The sequence below is a fragment of the Cupriavidus sp. 05T41 genome (assembly GCF_056396525.1).
This window is the reverse complement of record NZ_JBFTLQ010000155.1, coordinates 1-8,181: the sequence shown is the minus strand read 5'-3', so window position 1 is coordinate 8,181 and position 8,181 is coordinate 1. Positions and strand designations below refer to the sequence as shown.

The window sequence follows — 8,181 nt, the reverse complement described above, 5'->3', positions numbered from 1 at the left end:
CTGGCCGAGCAGATCGAGAGCGTGAAAGCCACCGGCCCGAACGAGGTCACGGTGGTGCTCACCAGCCCCAATGCCGACCTGCCGGTGATCCTGGGCACCTTCCACTTCCTCATCGTCAAGGACGGCACMACCGACTTCAGTGCCGGCATCGGTACCGGGCCTTACAAGATCAAGGAGTTCAGGCCGGGCGTGCGCACTGTGGTGGTGCGCAACGATGCGTACTGGAGACAGGGAAAGCCCTACCTCGACGAGATCGAGTTCGTCGGTATCGGCGATGAGAGCGCGCGCGTCAACGCGCTGCTGTCCGGCGGCATGGATCTGGTGGGCTCTGTCAACCCGCGCTCCGTGGCCCGCGTCAAGGGTACGCCGGGCTTCGGCACCCTCATCACGCAATCGGGGCAGTACACAGACCTGATCATGCGCAAGGACGCGGGTCCAGGTATGAACCCCGACTTTGTGATGGGGATGAAGTACCTGCAAGACCGCGCGCAGATGAAGAAGGCCATCGCGCTCGACTATGCGGTGCTCGGCAACGATCAGCCGATCGACCCCACCAACCGCTTCTTTTTCAAGGGCCTGCCGCAGCTGGCCTTCGACCTTGACAAGGCTAAGTACCATTTGCGCAAATCGGGCGTGACGGGCAAGGTGCCGATGGTGACCTCGCCCGCCGCCCTGTATTCGGTCGAGATGGCGACGGTGCTGCAGCAGACCGCGCAGCGTGTCGGCCTGGACATCGACATCAAGCGCATGCCTGCCGATGGCTACTGGTCGAACCACTGGCTCAACAGCCCCGTGGGCTTCGGCAATGTCAACCCGCGCCCCAGCGCCGACACCATTCTCACGCAGTTCTTCAAGTCCGATGCGCCGTGGAACGAATCGCGCTGGAAGAACCCCAAGTTCGACCAGCTGCTGCTGGCGGCGCGGGCCGAAACCGACACCGCCAAACGCATCCAGATGTATGCCGACATGCAGACCATGATCCACGAGGACGCCGGCATTGGTATCCCGCTGTTCCTGGCCAGCATCGACGGACATTCATCGAAGCTCAAGGGCTTGTCACCGATCCCGCTGGGTGGGCTGATGGGCTATTCGTTTGCGGAGCATGTGTGGCTCGATGCCTGACGGGGCGGGCGGGCCTTTTTCGCAAGGTTTCCGCCTGCGCCCCGTGCGGTTGGGCCAGGTTTATTTGCCGAGCCACTTGGCCGCATGCACCTCGTAGTCACCGACTGCCCTKGCCAGGTGCAGCCATTGGTCGACGAAGCCCTTGAAGACGGTGTMCCCGTTGGGCAGCAGGAAGATTCGAAACGGCGGCTCCCGGTGGCGCCGCCACGGTCGCGCTCGCTATCACGGCAGCACTCGTTGGGGCGGTCTCCGATCCGGAGGCGCCCCAATCATACTGCGATCGGGCCGCGTGCCGTTGGCCGGACCCGGTGAACCCTGCGTGTTAGCGAGCCTCGTCGCTGGTTTGGGCAATGGCGGCGCGCAGGATCTCCAGGGCTTCCTGCGCCGTTTCCGCGGAGGTGTTGAGCGGCGCCAGCAGCCGCACATTGTTCCGATGCACGCCGCACTTGATGACCAGCAGGCCGCGTTCGCGGCAGCGGTCGATCACCGCCTGGGCGAATGCCGCGTCGGGCTGGAACGGGTCGCTGTCCTTTACGAACTCCAGCGCCAGCATCGCGCCAACGCCACGCACGGTGCCGATGGCGGGGAACTCGCGCGCGAGCTGGTCGAGCCCTGCGCGCAGGGTTTCCGCCAGGGCGTGCGCACTGGCGAGCAACTGTTCTTCCTCKAACAGGTCGAGCACCGCCAGCGCAGCGGCGCAGGCKAGCGGATTGCCCGCATATGTGCCGCCCAGGCCGCCGGGTGCCGGCGCGTCCATGATCTCGGCACGCCCGACCACGCCGGACAGCGGCATGCCGCCGGCCAGGCTCTTCGCGACCGTGACCAGGTCGGGCTGGATGCCCGCATGCTGGAAGCCGAACATCTTGCCGGTACGGCCAAAGCCGGCCTGGATCTCGTCCAGGATCAGCACGATGCCATGCTTGCGGGTCAGCGCGCGCAGGGCCTGCAGGAACTCGTTGCCAGCAGGCAGGAAGCCGCCGTCGCCTTGCACAGGTTCGAGGATGATGGCCGCGACCCGGTTCGGGGCGATCTGCGTGGCAAAGAGATCTTCCAGCGCCCGGATCGCATCCGAGCCCGAGAAGCCACKGAATTCGTCGGGATAGGGCGTGTGATAGACGTCGCCGGCCAGCGGCCCGAAGTTCTGCTTGTACGGCGTGCTTATGCCGGTCAGCGTCGAGCCGAGCAGCGTGCGCCCGTGGAAGCCGCCGCGGAACGCGATGATTCCCGGCACATTGCGACAGGCGCGCGCGATCTTGACCGCGTTCTCCACCGCTTCCGCGCCGGTTGTCGCGAACAGCGTCTTGTAATGCTMGGCGCCGCCGACCAGCTTGTTMAACCGAGCGGCCAGCTCGACATAGACGTCGTAGCCGACCACCTGGAACGCTGCGTGCGTCACGCGACCCAGTTGCTTGCGCACTGCCTCGACGACCTTGGGGTGGTTATGGCCGATATTCTGCACGCCAATACCGCCGACGAAGTCGATATAGCGACGTCCCTCCACATCCCAKAGGAATGAACCCTCGGCCCTGTCGGCAAAGATCGGATGGGCGGTGACGACGCCATGCGGAACATGTTGGGTGCGGGCCGCGATATGGGCCTGGTTGGACTGGGTCATTGCGTTACGCCTCTTTCAGTTTCCGCGAAGTCGGGGTCGCGGTGTGGTTGCGAAGGGTTGGAGCCGGCAAGGATCTCTGCKAGGTGGCGCGGTTCGCGTCCGGTCAGCTTGCATTAGGGTCCGCGAGGGCACTCGGCTGGCGTTKGGGCATTGCTGTCATGGAGTTCGTTCGCGGCATGGCCGAAGCCTGCCGGGGTCATATCGCCAACGCTTGCGGGCAATCAGCGGGACCAGTATAGGGACGAGGCGGATAGCGCTTTGACCGAATGCGAGGGGTCGATCAGCAGCGAATCCTGTTGTGGCGGGATGAACAGCAGTTCCTTCGACGGGGATGCATGGCAGGCTTTGCCGGCAAGGCCCGCCATGCAAAACGGCCGGCTTGCGCCGGCCGCTCGATAGGAAGCGGAGCGTTATCAGTCCAGCAGCCCCTGGCAGACGTACTTGATATGCATGTACTCTTCGAGGCCATGGCGCGACCCCTCGCGTCCGTAGCCGGAGTCCTTCACGCCGCCGAAGGGGGCCGCTTCCGCTGCCAGCGCGCCCTCGTTGATACCGACAATGCCCGACTCAAGCGCATCGGCAAGGCGCCAGATCCGCCGCACGTMATTTGAGTAGAAATACGCTGCCAGCCCGAACGGCGTGGCGTTGGCCGCCGCGACCACATCGGCCTCGGTACTGAAGCGCGTAACCGGCGCCACCGGCCCGAAGGTCTCCTCGCAGGAGCACTCCATCGCGGCATCCACATCGACCAGCACCGTTGGCGCATAGTAGTTCGGCCCGGGGCACTGTTCGTTGCGGATTCGCTCGCCGCCGACGACCACGCGGGCACCACGGCTGACCGCGTCCTTCACATGGCGTTCGATCTTGTCGACCGCGCGCGCGTTGACCATCGGGCCGATCTGCGCGGCCGGGTTCGTGGCGGGGGCGACGACCAGCGCGCCGACGCGCGCGGCAAGCTTTTCGACAAAGGCGTCGTGTACCTTGTCCTGAACGTAAATGCGGTTAGGGCACACGCAAGTCTGTCCGCCGTTGCGGAACTTGGCGGCCATCAAACCTTCGACGGCGGCATCGAGATCTGCATCGTCGAACACGATAAACGGGGCATTGCCGCCCAGTTCCAGCGACAGCTTCTTCAGCGTATCGGCGGAGCGGCGCGCCAGGTGTTTGCCCACCGGCGTCGAGCCGGTAAAGGTGATCTTGCGCACCCGGGCATCGTCCAGCCATACATCGACGACTTCGGCCGCGCGCTCGCGCGAKGCGGTGACGATATTCAGCACGCCCGGCGGCACGCCCGCCTGTTCGGCGAGCCTGACCAGCGCCAGCGAGGTCAGCGGCGTATCCTCGGCAGGCTTGCACACCACCGTGCAGCCGGCAGCCAGCGCCGGCGCGATCTTGCGCGCGATCATCGCTGCCGGKAAGTTCCATGGCGTGATCGCCGCGATGACGCCGACCGGCTCGCGCAGTGCCAGCATGCGTCGGCCGGGCACTGGCGCGGCGATCACGTCGCCATCGGCGCGCGTGGCTTCTTCGGCAAACCATTCGACATAGCTCGCGGCATAGAGCACCTCGCCTTTGCCTTCCGCCAAGGGCTTGCCCTGCTCGCGCGAGATCAGGCGGCCAAGGTCTTCCACGTGGCTGACGATCAGGTCGTTCCAGCGCTTGATGATCTGCGCGCGGTGCTTGGCAGGGGTCTTGCGCCAGCTTGGGAACGCTGCGTGAGCGACATCGACGGCGCGGCGTGCGTCCGCCGCACCGCTATCCGGTACCGCCGCAAAGACTTCATCCGTTGCAGGGTCCGCCACGGACAGTGTGCGATCGTCGGCCGCGCCGCACCATTCGCCGCCGATAAAGTTGCGGCCGGGAAGCAAGGTCTGGTTCTGGAGGGACAAAGGCATGAACAAATTCTCCTAAGGAAAGGGGTCAGGCGGTGACGCCGGCGGGCACTGTGCCGTCGCTATGCAGATCGACTTCATCGATCCAGCCGCGKCGCAGCTCGGGCACCGAGCGCGCCAGCAGCGCGTAGTAGGGGTGGTGCGGACCGCGGTCGTAGTCCTGGTGCGCGACCTGGGTCAGCTTGCGGCCATGCTGCATCACCACGATCTCGTCGCAGATCGAGCGCACGGTGTGCAGGTCGTGGCTGATGAAGAGGTACGAGACACCCAGTTCCTTGCGMAGCTCGGCCATCAGGTCCAGGATGGCCGCGCMGACCACGGTATCCAGCGCCGAGGTGATCTCGTCGCACAGGATCAGCTCCGGCTCGGCCGCCAGCGCGCGGGCCAGGTTTACGCGCTGTTTCTGCCCGCCGGACAGGCCACCGGGCGTGCGCTGCGCCACGCTGGCCGGCAGCCGCACCAGATCGAGCAACTGGCGRATCCGTGCCCGTTTCGCTTCGCCGCGCAGGCCGTGGAAGAACTGCAGCGGCCGCGCCAGGATCTCCTCGACGGTGCGTGCAGGATTGAGCGCGGTATCGGCCATCTGGAACACKATCTGGATGCGCCGCAGCTCGTCGTGGCTGCGTTTGGCCACCGTCGGTTTCAGTGGGCGGCCGTCKAACGCGATGCTGCCGTGGCAGGGCGCCACCAGGCCGGCGATGGCCCGCGCCAGCGTGGTCTTGCCCGAACCCGACTCGCCRATGACGCCGATCGCCTGGCCCCGGTACAGCTTCAGGCCCACGCCCTCCAGGATCTTCGCGGCCGGCTGCCCGTGGGCATCGACCGCACCGTAGCCGGCGGACAGGTCGCGGACCTCGAGCAGCAGGGGGCTCTTGTCCGGGTCCACCGGCGCGCCGGGACGCTCGGTCGGCCGCGCCGCGGCCAGCAGGCAGCGCGTGTAGTCGTCGGCGGGCTGGTACAGGATCTGGTCGGTCTCGCCCAGCTCGCGCATCTTGCCATCGCGCAGCACCAGGATGTGGTCCGCCACCTGGGCCACCACGGCGAGGTCGTGGCTGACATAGACCGCCGTGGTGCGGCGTTCCTGCACCGCGCGGCGGAACACGCGCAGCACTTCGACCTGGGTGGTGACGTCCAGGGCCGTGGTCGGCTCGTCCAGGATCACCAGGTCGGGATCGGTGATCAGGGCCATTGCGGCCATCAGGCGCTGCAACTGTCCGCCGGAGACCTGGTGGGGGTAGCGCTCGCCGATGGAATCAGGGTCGGGCAGCGCCAGTTCGCGGAACAGCGCGACCGCCTTCTTCTCGGCAGCCTTGCGATTCATGAGCCGGTGGATCAGCGCCGGTTCGACCACCTGGTCCATGATGGTGCGCGACGGGTTGAACGAGGCCGCCGCGCTCTGGGCGATATAGGTGATCTCGCGCCCGCGCAGCCGGCGCTGTTCGCCTGGCGACAGGTGCAGCACGTCGGTGGTGCCGACCCGGATGCTGCCGGCGATCTCGCAACCGTGGCGCGCGAAGCCCATCAGCGCCAGCGCGGTGGTGGTCTTGCCCGAGCCGGACTCGCCGATCAGCGCCAGCACCTTGCCGGGCTCGATCTCGAAGTCCACACCATCTACCAACGTCGCCTGGCCTGCGGTGATGCGCAGATTGCTGACCTTTACGGACGTGCCCATTATTTGACTCCGTTACGTGCCGAGCGACCCGGCAGGTTGTCGATAACAAGATTGACGGCGAGGGTCAGGCTGGCGATGGCCAGCGCCGGCGCCACCACGGCCATGCTGCCTTCAGACAGCGCGCCGATGTTCTCGCGCACCAGCGAACCCCAGTCGGCATCGGGCGGCTGGATGCCCAGGCCCAGGAAGCTGAGGCTCGCGAGCAGCAGCACGACGTAGACGAAGCGCAGCCCCAGGTCGGCCAGCATCGGGCCGAGGATGTTGGGCAGGATCTCCTGGCGCATGATGTAGGCGGTGCCTTCGCCGCGGGTGCGGGCGACCGTGACGTAGTCCATCGCGTTGATGTTGACCGCCAGCGAGCGCGCGATCCGATATGCACCCGGGACGTAGATGATCGCCGCCGTGAGCGCGAGCATCCACACCGAGGAGCCGAAGGCCGCGACCATGATCAGTGCGAACATCTTGCTGGGGATCGCCGTGAGCGTATCGAGGCCGCGGCTGAGGCCGGCATCGATCCAGCGCCCGCTGACGGTGGCGAGCAGTGCCAGCGTGATGCCGATGCCGCTGGCGCACAGGGTCGAGACCAGCGCAACGCAGACGGTATAGCGCGCGCCCAGGATCACGCGCGTCAGCATGTCGCGCCCGAGGTAGTCGGTACCGAGCCAGTGCAGGGCACTGATCGGGCCGAAGACCTGGATCTCGGCCGTGGGCGTGCCGTCATGGCTGATCAGGATCGGGCCGAGAATGGCGGCAATCAGCCAACCGATGAGGATCAGGCAGCCGATCCAGCCGGTGATACCCAGTTTGGGCAGGCGCGGGCGGCGACAGCTTTTATCGGGGGCGCTCACGGCGGAGGTGGCGTGCGTGTTGGAGGTAGGGGACATGGGTTGCAGCTCCTGCATGGCGTTCAAGGCTTCAGCGGTGGCGCAGACGCGGATTGGCGACGATGCCGCACACATCGGCAAGCGTGACGAGGATCAGGTACGCACAACAGAAAATCATGGCGCACACCTGGACCACGGGCATGTCGCGCTGGGCGACGCTGTCCACCATCAGCTTGGCGATCCCCGGGTAGTTGAAGATGGTCTCGATGATGATGACGCCGCCAAGCAGGTAAGACAGGCTCAGCGCCACGGCATTGGCGATCGGGCCGATGGCGTTGGGCAGGGCGTGGAACAGCACCATGCGGGTCGAGGAGGCGCCCTTGAGCCGCACCATCTCGATATAGGGCGCGTTGAGCTGGTCGATCACCGCCGCGCGGGTCATGCGCAGCATCTGCGCGACGATCACGCAGCACAGGCTCAGGACCGGCATGGCCAGCGAACGCACGATCTTGTCCCAGGAATCGTCGGTGCCGATGTAGGCGAGCGCCGGCAGCCAGCGCAGGTGGACCGCGAACAGCAGCACCGCGAGCGTGGCGACCAGGAACTCCGGCACCGAGACCACCGCCACCGCGCCCAGGCTGACGCTGCGGTCAAACCATGTGCCGCGGAAGACCGCCGCCAGGATGCCGAGGCCGAGTGCTACCGGCACCGAGATCAGCGCAGTCAGGCCGGCCAGCAGCAGCGATTGGCGCAGGCGGCTGCCGATGGCCTCGGACACCGGCATGTGGGTGACGAGCGACTCGCCGGCATTGCCGGTCGCCATGCCGCCCAGCCAGTGCGCATAGCGCACGGGCGCGGGGACATCGAGGCCCATCTGGGTACGCAGCGCGGCCAGGGCTTCGGGTGTGGCGTCCTGGCCGAGCTGTTCCTGCGCGGCATCGCCGGGCAATACCGCGGTGATGGCGAAGACGATGGCCGAGACGGCCAGTAGCGAGATMAGCGCCAGACCGATGCGCCGCGCCAGCAGACGCAAGATGAACAGGTTCATGGTGTCTC

Annotated in this window: 6 protein-coding genes; 1 reads left to right on the top strand and 5 read right to left on the bottom strand. The window is 66.5% G+C overall.

The annotated features are described in order from the left end of the window. Positions 1–1,122: ABC transporter substrate-binding protein (locus tag AC1DKV_RS39580; protein ID WP_441624409.1), on the top strand; the 1,122-nt coding region annotated here is incomplete at its 5' end. 322 nt (positions 1,123–1,444) lie between these two features. On the opposite strand, the gene gabT is transcribed toward AC1DKV_RS39580, so the two are convergent. The 5 genes from gabT to AC1DKV_RS39555 all read right to left on the bottom strand — a co-directional run bounded on the left by gabT (position 1,445) and on the right by AC1DKV_RS39555 (position 8,173). Then, positions 1,445–2,737, bottom strand: coding sequence for a 4-aminobutyrate--2-oxoglutarate transaminase (gabT, locus tag AC1DKV_RS39575; RefSeq protein WP_477139641.1), 1,293 nt, complete (start codon positions 2,735–2,737; stop codon positions 1,445–1,447). Positions 2,738–3,150: 413 nt separating this feature from the next. After that, on the bottom strand, positions 3,151–4,632 hold the full coding sequence (locus AC1DKV_RS39570; protein ID WP_477139640.1) for an NAD-dependent succinate-semialdehyde dehydrogenase: 1,482 nt from the start codon (positions 4,630–4,632) through the stop codon (positions 3,151–3,153). A gap of 25 nt (positions 4,633–4,657) precedes the next feature. Next, entirely contained in the window at positions 4,658–6,301 is a 1,644-nt protein-coding gene (locus AC1DKV_RS39565) for an ABC transporter ATP-binding protein (protein ID WP_477139639.1), read from the bottom strand. Further along, entirely contained in the window at positions 6,301–7,185 is an 885-nt protein-coding gene (locus AC1DKV_RS39560; protein WP_441624469.1) for an ABC transporter permease, read from the bottom strand. Before AC1DKV_RS39560 ends, AC1DKV_RS39565 begins: the two co-directional genes overlap by 1 nt. 31 nt (positions 7,186–7,216) lie before the next feature. Continuing rightward, a complete protein-coding gene (locus AC1DKV_RS39555; protein ID WP_441624468.1) occupies positions 7,217–8,173 on the bottom strand; it encodes an ABC transporter permease in 957 nt (318 codons plus the stop codon). Positions 8,174–8,181 lie beyond the last annotated feature (8 nt).